This is a genomic window from Herbiconiux sp. SALV-R1, assembly GCF_013113715.1.
Lineage (GTDB): Bacteria > Actinomycetota > Actinomycetes > Actinomycetales > Microbacteriaceae > Herbiconiux.
This window is the reverse complement of sequence record NZ_CP053344.1, coordinates 1,194,744-1,208,122: the sequence shown is the minus strand read 5'-3', so window position 1 is coordinate 1,208,122 and position 13,379 is coordinate 1,194,744. Positions and strand designations below refer to the sequence as shown.

At 73.7% G+C, this 13,379-nt stretch carries 13 protein-coding genes; 4 read left to right on the top strand and 9 right to left on the bottom strand.

The genetic code is table 11. The features are described 5' to 3' along the window. Nucleotides 1–2 precede the first annotated feature (2 nt). The 5 genes from HL652_RS05930 to HL652_RS05910 form a co-directional block, all read right to left on the bottom strand. Entirely contained in the window at nt 3–386 is a 384-nt protein-coding gene (locus HL652_RS05930) for a VOC family protein (RefSeq protein ID WP_171704433.1), read from the bottom strand. A gap of 69 nt (nt 387–455) precedes the next feature. After that, nucleotides 456–1,223, bottom strand: a complete 768-nt coding sequence (locus tag HL652_RS05925) for a dienelactone hydrolase family protein (RefSeq protein ID WP_171704432.1) — start codon at nt 1,221–1,223, stop codon at nt 456–458. A 44-nt stretch (nt 1,224–1,267) separates the two neighbouring features. Continuing rightward, nucleotides 1,268–2,902, bottom strand: a complete 1,635-nt coding sequence (locus HL652_RS05920) for an AMP-binding protein (RefSeq protein ID WP_171704431.1) — start codon at nt 2,900–2,902, stop codon at nt 1,268–1,270. 119 nt (nt 2,903–3,021) lie between these two features. Beyond that, on the bottom strand, nt 3,022–4,041 hold the full coding sequence (locus HL652_RS05915; protein ID WP_171704430.1) for a J domain-containing protein: 1,020 nt from the start codon (nt 4,039–4,041) through the stop codon (nt 3,022–3,024). Between the two features lie 97 nt (nt 4,042–4,138). After that, complete coding sequence (locus HL652_RS05910) at nt 4,139–5,017, bottom strand: universal stress protein (protein WP_171704429.1); 879 nt, start codon at nt 5,015–5,017, stop codon at nt 4,139–4,141. A 190-nt stretch (nt 5,018–5,207) separates the two neighbouring features. On the opposite strand from HL652_RS05910, the gene HL652_RS05905 reads away from it, so the two are divergent. Beyond that, complete coding sequence (locus tag HL652_RS05905; RefSeq protein ID WP_171704428.1) at nt 5,208–6,254, top strand: LLM class flavin-dependent oxidoreductase; 1,047 nt, start codon at nt 5,208–5,210, stop codon at nt 6,252–6,254. Nucleotides 6,255–6,473: 219 nt separating this feature from the next. Here HL652_RS05905 and HL652_RS05900 read toward each other — a convergent pair whose 3' ends face one another. Next, on the bottom strand, nt 6,474–6,977 hold the full coding sequence (locus HL652_RS05900) for a methylated-DNA--[protein]-cysteine S-methyltransferase (protein ID WP_171704427.1): 504 nt from the start codon (nt 6,975–6,977) through the stop codon (nt 6,474–6,476). Then, complete coding sequence (locus HL652_RS05895) at nt 6,974–8,512, bottom strand: DNA-3-methyladenine glycosylase 2 family protein (RefSeq protein ID WP_171704426.1); 1,539 nt, start codon at nt 8,510–8,512, stop codon at nt 6,974–6,976. Before HL652_RS05895 ends, HL652_RS05900 begins: the two co-directional genes overlap by 4 nt. A 156-nt stretch (nt 8,513–8,668) precedes the next feature. On the opposite strand from HL652_RS05895, the gene HL652_RS05890 reads away from it, so the two are divergent. Together HL652_RS05890 and HL652_RS05885 are read left to right on the top strand one after the other, a co-directional pair. Beyond that, nucleotides 8,669–9,862 carry a M4 family metallopeptidase gene (locus HL652_RS05890; RefSeq protein WP_171704425.1) on the top strand — a complete coding sequence of 398 codons (1,194 nt, stop codon included), beginning with the start codon at nt 8,669–8,671 and terminating at the stop codon, nt 9,860–9,862. Further along, entirely contained in the window at nt 9,843–10,199 is a 357-nt protein-coding gene (locus HL652_RS05885) for a protealysin inhibitor emfourin (RefSeq protein ID WP_253743670.1), read from the top strand. Before HL652_RS05890 ends, HL652_RS05885 begins: the two co-directional genes overlap by 20 nt. Before the next feature lie 389 nt (nt 10,200–10,588). On the opposite strand, the gene HL652_RS05880 is transcribed toward HL652_RS05885, so the two are convergent. Beyond that, nucleotides 10,589–11,440, bottom strand: coding sequence for a lytic transglycosylase domain-containing protein (locus HL652_RS05880; RefSeq protein ID WP_171704424.1), 852 nt, complete (start codon nt 11,438–11,440; stop codon nt 10,589–10,591). Nucleotides 11,441–11,632: 192 nt separating this feature from the next. Between HL652_RS05880 and HL652_RS05875 the strand changes: the two genes are divergently transcribed. Then, nucleotides 11,633–12,565, top strand: a complete 933-nt coding sequence (locus HL652_RS05875) for an ABC transporter ATP-binding protein (RefSeq protein WP_171704423.1) — start codon at nt 11,633–11,635, stop codon at nt 12,563–12,565. Here HL652_RS05875 and HL652_RS05870 read toward each other — a convergent pair. Next, nucleotides 12,562–13,371, bottom strand: coding sequence for an oxygenase MpaB family protein (locus HL652_RS05870; RefSeq protein ID WP_171704422.1), 810 nt, complete (start codon nt 13,369–13,371; stop codon nt 12,562–12,564). The genes HL652_RS05875 and HL652_RS05870 overlap by 4 nt on opposite strands. Nucleotides 13,372–13,379: the final 8 nt, after the last annotated feature.

The following is a 13,379-nucleotide window of genomic DNA, read 5'->3' as shown; positions in this document are numbered from 1 at the left end:
GACTACGCCATCACAGCGATGATGTTGCCCGACGGGTCGGTGAACCACGCGATGTCGGGCCCCCTGCCCGCCGCCTTGCCGCGCCCGATGCCCTTCTCGTCCTGCGGCATGCCCTCGTAGCGCTCGAACGTCACGCCCGCCGCCGTCAACTCGTCGACGGCGACGTCGATGTCGGGAACCACGAAGTTCAGCACGGTGAACGTCGCCGGCACGTGGTCGTCGCCCTTCGGGTAGGCGAGCACCGGAGCGCCGCCGGGGAGGGTGATGGTGAGGATGCCCATCTCGTTCTCGGCCACCTCGAGACCGAGCACGTCGCGGTAGAAGGCGGCAGCCGCATCCGTGTCGCGCACGCTGAAACCGCTGAAGCCCTCGGTGAACTGCGTCATCCCGGCACCGCCCTCATCTCTATGTGAACACCGTCCACAATGCCACTCCGGGGCGGCAGGGTAAAGGGTTCAGGCGAAGATCTCGTCGAAGAAGTCGGCCATCGCCCGCCAGCTGCGCGCGTCGGCCTTCGGCCGGTAGGCCTCGATGCCCGGGCGCGTGAACGCGTGCGGGGTGTCGCTGTAGCTCACGATCTGCCAGTCGAGACCCTCCCGCTGACGTAGCTCGTTCTCGAACGCCACGACGGTCTCGTCGGGCACGACGGGGTCGGCAGCGCCGGTGAGCACGAGCAGCGGAGCGTCGAGCGACGCGACGTCGGCGGGTTCGTGCACCACGAGCGCCCCGTGGAACGACACCGCACCCGCGAGCGGCGCGCCCGTGCGGGCGAACTCGAGCGAGGCGGAGCCGCCGAAGCAGTAGCCCATCACCGCCAGACGTTCCCCCTCGGCCTCGGCGAGGCCCGCGAGCACGTCGTACCCGGCCTGCACCCGCGCGCGGAGAGCGGGGAGGTCGGCGTAGTACTGCTGGGCGAGGGCCGACGCCTCACCCGCGTCGGCGGGGCGCACCCCCTCGCCGTAGACGTCGGCGGCGAAGGCCACGTAGCCGAGGCGCGCGAGCATCTCGCAGCGGGCGCGCACGTAGTCGTCCTCCCCCATCCAGTCGTGCACGACCAGCACGCCGGGGCGCGGGCCGCCGCGCGAGGAGTCCCACACGAGCAGGCCGCTCAGGGGCACGCCCGACTCCTCGTAGCGGATGCGCCGGGTCTCGATGACCGCACCTTCGGCCAGGGGAACGGTCTCGACGAGGTCGCGGAACGGGGAGGCGGAGTCGGTGCTCATGCCTCCGGTCTATCACGGCAGCCTGCGGTGTGGCGGGCCGCCGCTCAGGTCAGCGCGGCGTGGCGCCCCACCCGCGCCCGGAGGTCTTTGCGGAGGATCTTGCCCGAGGTCGACTTCGGAATGGCGTCGACGAACTCGACGAGCCGCACCTTCTCGTGAGGGGCCACGCGCTCCTGCACCCACGCGATCACGGCGGCCTCGTCGAGCTCGACGGCTGCGCCGGCGTCGTCAGGGCCTCCGGGCGCCGCTCGCCTCACCACGAACGCCTTCGGCACCTCCTGCCCGTCGTCGTCGGGCACACCGATGACCGCGGCGTCGGCGATCTGCGGATGCGCCAGCAGCACCGCCTCCAGCACCGCCGGCGCCACCTGATAGCCCTTGTACTTGATGAGCTCCTTCAGCCGGTCGACGATGGTGAACACCCCCGCGGCGTCGACGGTCGCGATGTCGCCGGTGTGCAGCCAGCCCTCGGCGTCGATGGTGCGGGCGGTCGCCTCCTCGTCGTCGAGGTAGCCCGCCATCACCTGAGGGCCCCGCACGAGCAGCTCGCCGGGTGCGCTCGGTCCGCGCCCGCGCCTCGGCACCCGCACCTCGTGCCCCGACTCGGGGTCGACCACCCGGCACTCGGTGCCCGGCACCGCGAACCCGATCGACGAGCGGTCGACGTCGTCACGACTCACCGGGATGACGTGGGTGACCGGACTGGTCTCCGTCATGCCGTAGCCCTGGCAGACGACGCATCCGAGTCGCGCCGCCACCGCCTCGGCGAGCGTGCGGTCGAGCGGGGCGGCGCCCGAGAACACCACCTCGACGCTCGACAGGTCGTACTCCTCGACCAGCGGATGCTTCGCCAGCGCCACCGCGATGGGTGGCGCGATGAACACCCACGTGCACTTCTCCTCGCTCACGGTGCGGAGGAACTCGGCGAGCTCGAACTTCGGCATGGTGACGAGCGCCGCCCGCTTCAGCAGCGCGAAGTCGAGCAGCACCGACATGCCGTAGATGTGGAAGAACGGCAGCACGGCGAGCACCCGGTCGTCGCGGCCGAGCGGGATGACCTCCTGGCACTGCAGCACGTTCGCCACCAGGTTGCGGTGGGTGAGCATGACGCCCTTCGGGTGCCCCGTGGTGCCCGAGGAGTACGGCAGCACGGCGAGGTGCGTGGCGGGGTCGAAGCTCACGTCGGGCGCCGCCGCCCGGTCGAAGAGCAGGTCGCTGAGGCTCGGGTGGCCGGTGACGCCGTCGATGACGACGAGGCGGTCGTCGGGGATGCCGGCCGCGGTCGCCGCCTCGTGGGCCTGCGGGTACAGGGGCGAGACGGTGAACAGCCAGGTCGCCTTCGCGCTCGTCAGCTGGTTCGCGATCTCGGCGACGGTGTAGAGCGAGTTGATCGTGGTGGCGGTGCCGCCGGCGCGCAGCACGCCGTGGAAGACGGTGGCGAAGGCCGGGATGTTCGGGCAGAGGATGCCGACGCGGTCGCCGACGGCGAGGCCACGGGCCGCGAGGGAGCCGGCGAGCGCGTCGACCTGGGCGACGAGGGCGCGGTAGCTCGTCTCGTCGCCGGTCGGCCCGTCGACGAGGGCGACACGGTCGAGGTCGGCTTCGTCGAGCCCGGCGAAGAGGAGCTCGTAGACGCTCAGCGGGGGGATCTCGAGCGCGGGTGGGGTGGGCCTTGCCATGATCCGTCTCCTTTGACAGTGGTGGAGACATTTGACTCCCCCGAGCCGCCCCGCCGCAAGTGCGGAGGCGGGGTCGGGGGCACGGGGCGGGGCACGGGGTGGGGGCGCGGGCCCGGGAGTCAGGCGAGGCGGATGGCGCGCTGCAGGTGGGGGCGGAGCTCGAAGGCGCGGTCGATGCTGGTGCGGTCGACCCCGCCGCGGCCGCCCGCGCCGGCGCCGGCACCGTCGCGGAGGAGCTGCGGCAGCAGCGAGCGGCGCACGACGACCGACCCGGCGAGGCGACCCCGCGTGACGGCGGCGGCCGGCTCGTCGAGTGCGGCATCCGGAACCACGGTCACGAGCGCCGTGAACTTCACACCCAGCGACCGCGCGAGCGTCTTGGCGGCCCGGCTCAGCTCGTGCAGCGGCTCGACACCGCGGCCCAGCACCTCGCCCACCAGCTCGTCTTTACGCAGGCGCACCTCGCCGCCCCAGTCCTCCGACTGCACGGCGAAGAGCCCCGCGGGGCCGAGCACCACGTGGTCGATCGTCTCGGGAACGCCGCCCTGCTCGCGCCCGGTGAGCACGTTGTTCCAGATCGTGTAGCCGATGCCGAGCGTCGACACGAGGCCGGCGGTCGCCTCCTCGGCGAGCGCCTTCGCCAGCCACGACCTGATCTCGCGCGGCGCCGAGCGCACCAGCGCGGGCTCGTAGGGGTCGTCGATGGTGACGCCGCGACCGACCCACTCGCGCAGCAGCTCGAGGTAGCGTTCGCGCTCCTGGCCGCCCGGGTGGCCGTAGCTCCTGGCGCGCACCGTGGAGCTCTCGGCGCGCCCGGCAGCGCGGAACGAACCCGTCGCGGGGCCGAAGCCCGAGCCCGAGGTCGAGGCGGAACCCGAGGCGCCGGCGGAGTGGGCCGCACCGCCGTCGCCGCCGACGGAGCGCGAGCCGTGCCCGCGATCGTAGGCCGCGCGGTCGGCGGGGGTGCCGACGCGCTCCCAGGCGCGCTGCACGCGGTCGAAGCGCGCGGCGTCGCCCCCGGTGTCGGGATGCGTCTCGCGGAGCAGCCGGCGATAGGCCTTGCGCAGCTCGCCGTCACTTACGCCCGGGTCGACGCCCAGCACCTCGTAGGGCGTGGGGGACGCGGGGCTGTCGGACACCCGCTCCACGATACCGGCGGATGCTGGAACCCCGCCCCGCGCGGTGGGGGCGGGCCGCGGCGCGGCGTGCCGCGACGTGCCGCCGGTGCCCGGCGCCCTACGCTCGCTCGGCGACCCGCAGCACGAGCAGCGGGCTCGGCGCGTGGATGAGCACGTCGTGGCTCACCGAGCCGAGCAGGAAGCGGCTGAGGCCGCGCCGCCCGTGGGTTCCGACGACGAGCAGTGCAGCATCCTTCGCGGCGGTGATGAGCGCGGGAGCCGGAGCGTCGAGCACTACCGAGGTCTCGATCGTCACCGGCTCGGCGCCCGCGGCGCGCCGCGATTCCTCGAGCGACGCGACGGTCGCGGCGACGCTTGCCTGCGTACGCTCCTCGAGGGCGTCGTAGAGCTCGGAGTCGACGCCGAACTCGGGCTGGGTGAGGGGCGGGAGCGTCCAGGCGCTCACCACGGTGACCTTCTCGCCGAGTCTCGCGGCCTCCGTCACCGCGGCCTCGAGCAGCATCGCCGAGGCCTCGCTGCCGTCGACGCCCACGACGACCCCGCTGCGATGCGCCGGCGCGAGGTCGGGGATGACCGCCACCGGCACCTTCGACGCCGCCGCCACCCGCACGCTCACCGCGCTGGTGGTGAGGCGCTCGTAGAGGTCTTTGCGGTAGCTGCCCACGACGAGCAGCTCGGCGCCGGTCGACTCGGCCTGCTCGCACAGCACGGTGACCGGGTTACCCACGGCGACCCGCGAGGTGACGGTGACGTGCGGTGCCTTCGTGTCGGCGTGGAACGCCGCGCTCGAGAGCACCACCTCGCCCTGCTTCTGCAGCAGGGGCGTCGCGGTGAAGGCCTCCGAGTCCCACGAGGTGTCGGCGACGAAGAGCACGTCGACGGCGCTGCCGGTGGCCTCGGCCCGGCGCAGCGCCCAGTCGAGGGCGACGGACGCCGACGGCGAACCGTCGTACCCCACCAGGATCGTTCCGCTCATGACTCCGGGCCCCTCTCGTCGCGCGACTGCTGCGCTCACGAGCCTAGCGAGCCGGTCGCGTGCCGGGGCCGGATGCTCGGGAATACTGGTGGGGCGCATCCGGTTCCGAGCTTCATACGTTCGCATAGACTTGCGCCGCCGGCGCGGGAGCGTGCGGCACGACGTCTCCCGGCACGATGAAGGGCACACCATGGCAGAGCACTCCCCCGAGCACTACGAGTTCGGGCTCGACACCTTCGGCGACGTGACGGCGGATGCGTCGGGCGAGCCCCTGCACCCGGCCCAGGTGCTGCGCAACCTCGTCGAGCAGGGCGAGCTCGCCGACCAGGTGGGCATCGACTTCATCGGCCTCGGCGAGCACCACCGCGACGACTTCGCGGTGACCTCGCCCGAGGTGGTGCTGGCGGCGATCGCGGCGCGCACCACGCGCATCCACCTCGGGTCGGCGGTCACCGTGCTGAGCTCCGACGACCCCGTGCGGGTGTTCCAGCGCTTCTCGACGCTCGACGCGCTGTCGAACGGGCGGGCGGAGGTCATCCTGGGGCGCGGTTCGTTCACCGAGTCGTTCCCGCTGTTCGGCTACCAGCTGAGCGACTACGAGACGCTCTTCGACGAGAAGCTGAACCTGTTCGCGGCTGTGCGGGAGCAGCATCCGGTGACCTGGGAAGGGTCGACCAGGGCTCCGCTCAAGGCCCAGTCGGTGTACCCGCCCGTCGAGCACGGGCTGCTGAAGACGTGGGTGGGGGTGGGCGGGAGCCCCGAGTCGGTGGTGCGGGCGGCGCGCTACGGGTTCTCGCTCATGCTCGCGGTGATCGGGGGCGACCCGGCGCGGTTCGCGCCGTTCTCCGACCTGTACCGTCGGGCGCTTGAGCAGTTCGAGATCCCGCTGCAGCCCGTGGGCGTGCACTCGCCCGGGCACGTGGCCGCCACCGACGAGGAGGCGCGGGAGCAGCTCTGGCCGCACTACCAGCGGCAGATGAACCGCATCGGGCGCGAGCGCGGGTGGTCGCCGATGGGGCGCGCGCACTTCGAGCAGGAAGCGGGGCCGCACGGGTCGCTCTACGTAGGCTCGCCGGAGACGGTGGCGCAGAAGATCGCGTCGACGCTGCAGGTGCTCGGCGCCAACCGCTTCGACCTCAAGTACGGCAACGGCATGCTCGGGCACCCCGAGCTGATGCGCAGCATCGAGCTCTACGGCACCCAGGTGGTGCCGCGCGTGCGCGAGCTGCTCGCCTGAGCGGCGCGTCGCGCGCTCCCGCGTTTTGGTCGCGCAAAATGCTCCCAAACTCGCTTCTGAGAGCACTTTGCGCGACTAACCCGGGCCGCGCGATCTGGGAGACGACCACCCCACCTCGATTGGTCGCGCAAAGTGCTCCTCAGCTCGCGTTTGAGAGCACTTAGTGCGACCAACGTGAGTGTCGCCCACTTGGCACGGGCGCGCGGGGCGGGGCCGGGGCTACCGGGCGGCGCGGGACTCGCGGGCGAGGAGGGACTGCTTGACGGGGGTGCCCCAGGCGAAGCCGCCGAGTGATCCGTCGGTGCGGAGCACGCGGTGGCACGGCACGAACAGGGCGGGGGCGTTTCGCGCACAGGCACTCGCGGCGGCGCGCACCGCGCTCGGGCGCCCGAGGGCGGCGGCGAACTGCTGGTAGCTGAGCGGGCTGCCTGCGGGGATGGTGCGCAGCGCATCCCACCCCATCTGGTGGAACACACCTCCGCTCTGCAGTACCCGCACCCCGTCGATCGCCGTCACCTCGCCGTCGTAGTACGCGAGGGCGGCCTCGGCGGCGGCCCCCACCTCGCCGGGCTCGACGGATGCGGGGCGCAGCACCGGGGTGATGCGGGCGAGGAGGGCGGCGGGGTCGCCCGTCCACCCGGAGGCGAGTACGCGGCCCTCGTCGTCGGCGATGATGCCGAACGCCCCGTCGGGGGTGTCGAGGAACTGGATGACGGCGGTCATGAGGTCTCCTTGCTGCGCCGCGGGGCGGCGGGTGTCGAGGGTGTTCTGGTTCGCGGGGCGTCGGCGGCGGCGCGCCAGAGGTGGAGGGAGAGGTAGGAGCGCCAGGGCGCGAAGTCTCCGGCCCAGGCCGCGAGCTCGCGGGGCGCGTCGGGGAGGCCGAGCGCTCGCGCCCCGGCACGGATGGCGACGTCACCCGTGAGCAGCACGTCGGCCCGGCCGAGGATGCGCATGGCGAGGTAGCCGGCCGTCCACTCGCCGATGCCCGGCAGGGCGACCAGGCGGTCGTGCTGCTGTGCGGCGTCGTCGCCGGTGCCGAGCTCGAGTTCGCCCGAGGCGAGCGCCTCGGCGACGGCGACGACGGTAGCGATCTTGGCGCGGGGGCCCGTCAGCACCGTCCCGGCATGCTCGGCGATCTGCGCCGCCGTCGGGAACAGCAGGGTCAGCGACGAGAACACGTCGTCGCCTGCTGCGGCGTCGGCGCCCGTCCCGGCGTCGAACGGGGTGCCGGCGGCTACGGCGAGGCGGTGGAGCAGGGTGCGGGCCGACGGCACCGAGATCTGCTGGCCGATGATGGCGCGCACGAGCATCTCGTGCGGGTCGACGGCTCCCGGCAGCCGGATGCCCGGCACCGCCTCGACCCTCCCCACGAGCACGCCTCCGCCGGCGGTACGCAGCGCTCCGTCGATGGCGACGGGGTCGGCGTCGAGGTCGAACAGCCGACGGATACGCGCCACCAGCACCGGAAGATCGGCCAGCGCGGCGAGTCGGGCTTCGAGCAGCAGGCGGCCTGCGCGGTGGCGCACCACGAAGCATCCGGGGCCGCCTGGCAGAAGTACGGTGCGGGCGAAATGGGCGGGGCCCGCCGACTCGACCCCGGGCACGGCGCGTGCGGCGAGCCAGGCGAAGACTCCTGCCGCGTCGAACGGCTCGCGGTAGGGCAGGGCGAGCTCGATCGACCCCGGTGCGGCGCCCGAGTGCCGCGACTGCCGGGCGCGCAGCTCGCTCGGGGTGAGGCGGAACACCTCTCCGACGGTGTCGTTGAACTGCCGGATGCTCGCGAAACCGGCAGCGAACGCGATGTCGCCGATCGGCAGCTCGGTCGAGGTGAGCAGGGTGCGCGCGGTCTGCGCGCGGTGGGCACGGGCGAGGGCGAGGGGGCCGGCACCGAGCTCCTGCGTGAGCACGCGGGTGAGGTGACGGGAGGAGTAGCCGAGGCGGGCGGCAAGGCCGTGCACCCCCTCGCGCTCGACCACGCCGTCGGCGATGAGGCGCATGGCGCGGCCGGAGAGGTCGTCGCGCAGGTTCCAGGCGGGGGTGCCGGGGACGGCCTCGGGAAGGCAGCGTTTGCACGCGCGGTAACCCGCCTCATGGGCGGCGGCGCTGGTCTCGTAGAAGGTGACGTTCGCCGGGTTCGGGGTGCGGGCGGGGCAGCTCGGGCGGCAGTAGATTCCCGTCGAGCGCACGGCGGTGATGAACTGGCCGTCGAACCGGGGGTCGCGCGACTGGATGATGCGGTAGCGCTCCTCGAAGTCCATGCGTCGAGCATCGCACGGGCCACCGACAGTCTCTAGCGGGAATCGGACATGGCAGTGGGGGGGCGCGGTGGGGCGCGCGACCGCTTCGCGCCGGTGTGCGGCAGGGGTCGGCACGGGGACGGTTGCAGTGTCGGTGGGTCGCCGTAGGGTCTGGGTATGAGCTCGCTGAACGCACGCATCCGGCCCGTCCGCCCGTCGCGCCCGCGCGAAGCGACGGTGAGGCACTCCATCGTTCCGCCGTATCTGCTTGAACGCATCGCGGGCGCCGACGCCTATGGGCTCGAACGGGCTGCCGCGGCGGCGCGACGGTCGCTCACGGCCGATCCGGCGTTGCGTGCCGAGCGGCAGCGGGAGGCCGAGCGGCCGGCGGCGAGTCCATGGGCGTCGACACGGTTCTCGGCGGCCGGCAACGACACGTCGCCCGACCTCGGGCTCGGCGACGACGGCGAGCCTGCTGCGTCCCCTCCGGGGCCCGACCGCACGGTGTACGACGCGGGGCGCACCGAGACGCTTCCCGGTCGTGTGGTGCGACGGGAGGGGGCACCCGCGACGGGAGACCCGGCGGCCGACGAGGCCTACGACGGGCTCGGGGCCACCCACGCGCTGCTGCTCGACGCCTTCGGCCGCGACTCGATCGACGGCAAGGGGCTGCCGCTGCTCGCCACCGTGCACTACGGCCGCGACTACGACAACGCCTTCTGGGACGGCGACCGCATGGTGTTCGGCGACGGCGACGGCGAGGTGTTCGGGCGGTTCACCGCGTCGCTGTCGGTGATCGGCCACGAGCTCGCCCACGGGGTGACCCAGTACACGGCGGGCCTGGTGTACCAGGGGCAGTCGGGGGCGCTCAACGAGTCGTTCTCCGACGTCATCGGGGCGCTGGTCGAGCAGCACCGGCTGGGGCAGACCGCGGGTGAGGCCGACTGGCTCATCGGAGCGGGCCTGTTCACCGACGCCGTCGAGGGCAGGGCGCTGCGCTCCATGCTCGAGCCCGGCACCGCGTACGACGACGACGTGCTCGGCCGCGACCCTCAGCCGGCCGACATGGCGGGCTACGTCGACACCGCCGACGACAACGGCGGCGTGCACGTGAACTCCGGCATCCCGAATCGAGCCTTCGCGCTGGCGGCCATCGAACTCGGCGGCCGGGCGTGGGAGACGGTGGGCCCGGTCTGGTACGACACCGTGGGCGGCCCGCGCCTCACCACGACCGCCGACTTCGCGCAGTTCGCCGCGGCGACGATCGCGACGGCGGGCGAGCGCTACGGCGGCGACTCGCGTGAGGTCTCGGCGATCGAGGGCGCATGGCGTACCGTGGGCGTGAGGAGCGATGAACCAGCAGCACGATGACGACGAGGGCGCCGGCCGGCAGACGACGTTGCGCATCACCGTGGCGCGCTCCGGAGGCGTGGCCGGTGTGCGGCCCACGTGGAGCATCACCGCGTCGGAGGAGCCCGAGGTCGACTCCTGGCTCTCACTCGTCGAGTCGTGCCCGTGGCCCGGCGACGACGCATCCGACACCCCGGGCGAGGCCGACCGTTTCGTCTACACGATCCGCGTCGTGATCGACCCGGCGCAGCATCCCGCCGAGGAGCGTGACGCCACCGTTCCCGAACGCTCCCTCGCCGGCCCCTGGGCCGAACTCGTCGACCGCGTCAAAGACGCCTCCCCCCGCCGCGCCCCCTGACCGGTGTCACGGCGCCCGCGGCTTCCCGCGCCTCCCACGAACCACCCCGCGCCGCCCGCGAACCTTCCCGCGCCGCCCAGGTGGTGTGAACGCAAGGCAGGGGAAACGCCGACAGCGCCGCTATCGCCTTCGACCACCCCGCGAGCGCGCCGCCCGCACACTCCCACGCCGCCCGCGAACCTTCCCGCGCCGCCCGGGTGGTGTGATCGCAAGGCGGAGGAGACGCCGACAGCAGCGCCGTCGGCTTCGACGACAACGCCGCGAGCGCGCCGCCCGCAACACCCGCGCCGCCCGGGTGGTGCGATCGCAAGGCGGAGGAGACGCCGATAGCGGCGCTATCGGCTTCGACGACAACGCCGCGAGCGCGCCGCCCGGGTGGGGCGGGGGGGTCAGCGATCGCTGCTCGTCTGCACCCCGGAGGCCCGGGCGGCGTACTCGTTCGCCTGGGCGGCCACCGCGTCGACGTAGCTGTCGAGGTGGTTGTAGGCGAAGACGGCGGAGCGCCACGCCGCGGGGTCGGTGAGGGTTCCGTAGTGGCAGAGGTATCGGCCGGCGGTGAGGGCGGCGTCGTCGATCTGCTGGGGGTCGGCGACGCCGTCGCCGTCGGCGTCGACACCCCAGCTCGCCCAGGTCTGGGGGATGAACTGCAGCGGCCCCACCGCGCGATCGGTGCGGGCGTCGCCGTCGAGGGCGCCCCCGTCGGAGTCGGGGATCGCCGCGTAGTCGCCGCCGTCGAGGCTCGGCCCGTAGATGCCCGGCGTCGCGCGGCCGTCGGCGCCGAGCGCGGAGCCGCCGTGCGTGCCGTGGCCCGACTCGATCCAGCCGAGGGCGGCGAGCGTGTTCCAGCCGAGGCCGCAGGCGGGCTGCTCGGCGGCGAGCCGCAGCGAGGCCGCCGCGTAAGCGGTGAGCGCGCGCACGGGAACGCCCGTCGCCTGCGCGGTCTGCGCCGCCCACTCCGCCGAGACGGAGGCGACGGCCAGCGATTCACCCGCACCGGCGCCCTCGCCCTGCACGCTCGCGGGAAGGGGAACGGCGGGTGCGCCGGCGGCTCCGGATGCGCTGCCCGCGCCCGCCTCCGTACCGGCCGCCGCGCCCGTGGCGGGGTCGTGCAGCACGACGAGCGGCACGCCCTCGGCCGCCACCACGTGCGATCCCATCGCGCCCACGGCACCGAGACCGAGCCACACCAGGAGGGCGAGCATGCCCGTCACGAGGGCGCCGAGCGCGATGCGGGCGGTCATTCCCGCACCCTCGCGGCCCGAGGTGAAGGCGAGGCGTCTGGCCGGTGAAGAGGGAGTGTCGCGGCGTCGACCGCTGGGCCGCCGGGCGGCACGCCGTGCGCTCCGCCGGGCGGGTGTGGGAGGGCGACGGGGCATCACTCCCACGATAGCGGCGAGGCACCGTCGGCGTCGTGCCCGCGGCAGGATGGACGGATGAGCTCCGTCCCTCCCGCACCCGCTGCATCCGTCTCCCCCACCGCCCCCGTTCTCGAGCTCGCCGAGGTGAGCTTCGTGCGGCACGGCCGGGTCATCCTCGACCGCGTGTCGATGGTCGTGCGGCCCGGGGAGCACTGGGCGCTGATAGGGCCGAACGGAGCGGGGAAAAGCACGATCCTCAGCCTGTGCGGCGCGTTGCAGCATCCGACCTCGGGGCGCGTCGAGGTGCTCGGACACCGCATCGGGCGGGTGGCGCTGCAGCGGTTGCGGAGGTCGATCGGGCATGTGAATCCGCGGCATCCGATCACGTCGGCGCTGCCGATCCGCGACGTGGTGCTCACGGGGGCCGTCGGCACGATCGAGCTGCCGCCGCACTACCGGCCGAGCGCCGACGAGCTCGAGCGGGCCGACTCCTTCGTCGAGCTGCTCGGCCTGTCGGGCAAGGCGGGCGAACCGTGGACGACCCTGTCCCAGGGCGAGCGCGGTCGCACCCTCATCGCCCGCGCCCTCATGACCGACCCCGAGCTGCTCCTGCTCGACGAACCCTCGACCGGGCTCGACGTCGCCGCCCGCGAACAGCTGCTCGACACCCTCGACGCGGTGCGGCGGGCCCACCCCTCGCTGGCGTCTGTGCTCGTCACCCACCATCTCGAGGAGCTGCCCCGCAGCACGACGCACGCCGCGCTGCTGGCGGGTGGGCGCATCCTGCACCTCGGATCCGCCACCGGCGTGCTCACGACGCCCGCCGTCACCGAGTGCTTCGCCCACCCCATCGAGATCGAGCACCGCCACGGCCGCTGGAGCGCCCGCTCCCTCGCCCACGCCCGCCGCGACGAGGACGAGGAGGCTGGCGCGGCGGCAGCGGCAGCAGCGGCAGCAGCGGCAGCAGCGGCAGCAGCGGCAGCAGCGGCAGCAGCGGCAGCAGGCTAGCGCGCCACCCCCACCCGGCTGCGCAATGCGGCGAGGTAGTACCGCTGGGGAGCCCGACGGATGCGCGTGGGCAGCAGGCGGTACACCGGCGCCGCCGTGTCGAGGAGGCGGTCGAGGCGGCGCTCGCGCGCGGCGTCCCAGTCGAAGCCGAACTGTTCGCGCACCGGGGTCGGCAGAAGACCGATCGTCACGAACCGTGCGAGCGGCATGCCGGCCCGCAACCACAGCGGCGCGTTCTCGGCCCGCAGCAGCGCGTCGGCGACGCCCCGCACGGTCGCGTCGACCCGCAGCGACGCCACCGTCTCGTCGCGGTAGCGGAGGAATGCGGCGCGGTCGCGCGGCCACAGTTCCTCGGGCATCTGGAGCGCCGTGCCGAGCAGCGCGTACTCGCGGTAGACCCGCTCGCCCGACCCCGCGTCGAGCGGCCCGAACGCCCGCTCGTACAGCGTGATCGCCGTGTCGTAGAGCGTCGCCGCCACCCACAACTGCAGCTCGGGGTCGCGGGCGTCGTAGGCGGGGGCGGGGGCGCCGTCCGCGCCAGCGCCGGGGGCGCTGCGCACGGGGGCGTGGGCGCGGTCGACGGCGTCGCGCACGAGGCGGGCGTCGGCCGGGGAGCCGTTCGAGAGGGCGTAGATGTAGCTCAGGGTGGCGGTGAGGCGCTTCATCGGCCGGGCGGCGAAGTCGCTGTGCTCCGCGACGCCGTGGCCCACCGCCGGGTGGGCGATCTGCAGCAGGATGGCGCGGCCCGCGCCGGCGAGCAGGAAGCTCTCGGGGGCGACGTCGGCGAGCGAGAGGCGGGCGGGCATGGGTGCGA

Coding starts and splice junctions, on each gene's coding strand:
- HL652_RS05930 (WP_171704433.1), bottom strand. CDS start 386: ATGACGCAGTTCACCGAGGGCTTCAGCGGTTTCAGCGTGCGCGACACG.
- HL652_RS05925 (WP_171704432.1), bottom strand. CDS start 1,223: ATGAGCACCGACTCCGCCTCCCCGTTCCGCGACCTCGTCGAGACCGTT.
- HL652_RS05920 (WP_171704431.1), bottom strand. CDS start 2,902: ATGGCAAGGCCCACCCCACCCGCGCTCGAGATCCCCCCGCTGAGCGTC.
- HL652_RS05910 (WP_171704429.1), bottom strand. CDS start 5,017: ATGAGCGGAACGATCCTGGTGGGGTACGACGGTTCGCCGTCGGCGTCC.
- HL652_RS05905 (WP_171704428.1), top strand. CDS start 5,208: ATGGCAGAGCACTCCCCCGAGCACTACGAGTTCGGGCTCGACACCTTC.
- HL652_RS05900 (WP_171704427.1), bottom strand. CDS start 6,977: ATGACCGCCGTCATCCAGTTCCTCGACACCCCCGACGGGGCGTTCGGC.
- HL652_RS05895 (WP_171704426.1), bottom strand. CDS start 8,512: ATGGACTTCGAGGAGCGCTACCGCATCATCCAGTCGCGCGACCCCCGG.
- HL652_RS05890 (WP_171704425.1), top strand. CDS start 8,669: ATGAGCTCGCTGAACGCACGCATCCGGCCCGTCCGCCCGTCGCGCCCG.
- HL652_RS05885 (WP_253743670.1), top strand. CDS start 9,843: ATGAACCAGCAGCACGATGACGACGAGGGCGCCGGCCGGCAGACGACG.
- HL652_RS05880 (WP_171704424.1), bottom strand. CDS start 11,440: ATGACCGCCCGCATCGCGCTCGGCGCCCTCGTGACGGGCATGCTCGCC.
- HL652_RS05875 (WP_171704423.1), top strand. CDS start 11,633: ATGAGCTCCGTCCCTCCCGCACCCGCTGCATCCGTCTCCCCCACCGCC.
- HL652_RS05870 (WP_171704422.1), bottom strand. CDS start 13,371: ATGCCCGCCCGCCTCTCGCTCGCCGACGTCGCCCCCGAGAGCTTCCTG.